We start from the raw sequence: 616 nt of genomic DNA, 5'->3' as shown, positions 1-616 counted from the left end.
TAACGAGGCTGTAGAAAAACCCTTTTCCGGCCATCCTACACCCTTCCTATTGGTTCAAATCTTCCGGCATAGCGGCGTCCGGCCCATCATTCATGAATCACGCCACTGATGCCGATGATGATCTCTATCACTCCCTCTATCGGTAGCGCCCTGACAGACACCCTCCTCCTCATCATCACGCTGCCAACCTGCCGTAATTCGCCAGCTTCTCAATATTATGTACCAGGCAGTACCGCTGCCATTGACCCTGCACCTTCCGCTTGCCTCTCAAACTGAAGCGGTTCAATCCTTTGTTGGTGCCGATAATGCCGAATACGGGTTCTACCACCGACATGCGGTGACTGTAGATTGCCTTGCCTTCAGCGCTATCGACGCGCTGCTTCATCCAATCGGTGTAGGACGGTGCGCGTCGATGTGCCAGCGCAAAGCAGACCTGGCGCCCCGCTCCGTGGCGATGATCTGCCGCGCTGGAGTTATGCATGCACTGGTGTTTCTTCGCGCAGTGCCGACACTGCAGCAACCGGCCCTCGAAATAGGCGCGGAGCGTCCCACGGTTGTCTTCTCGGGTGCCCCGATAACGGATCTGATGCCCTGCCGGACACTGGCAGGTCAAGTT

Annotated in this window: 1 protein-coding gene; it reads right to left on the bottom strand. The window is 56.8% G+C overall.

The genetic code is table 11. From position 1 onward, the window contains the following. Positions 1–175 precede the first annotated feature (175 nt). On the bottom strand, positions 176–616 hold a 441-nt coding region (locus GFD32_RS14540; RefSeq protein ID WP_240455668.1), incomplete at its 5' end, for a transposase.

The sequence above is a fragment of the Halomonas faecis genome (assembly GCF_010993975.1).
Lineage (GTDB): Bacteria > Pseudomonadota > Gammaproteobacteria > Pseudomonadales > Halomonadaceae > Halomonas > Halomonas faecis.
The sequence above is the reverse complement of the archived record's forward strand: the minus strand, read 5'-3'. Positions and strand labels throughout refer to the sequence as shown.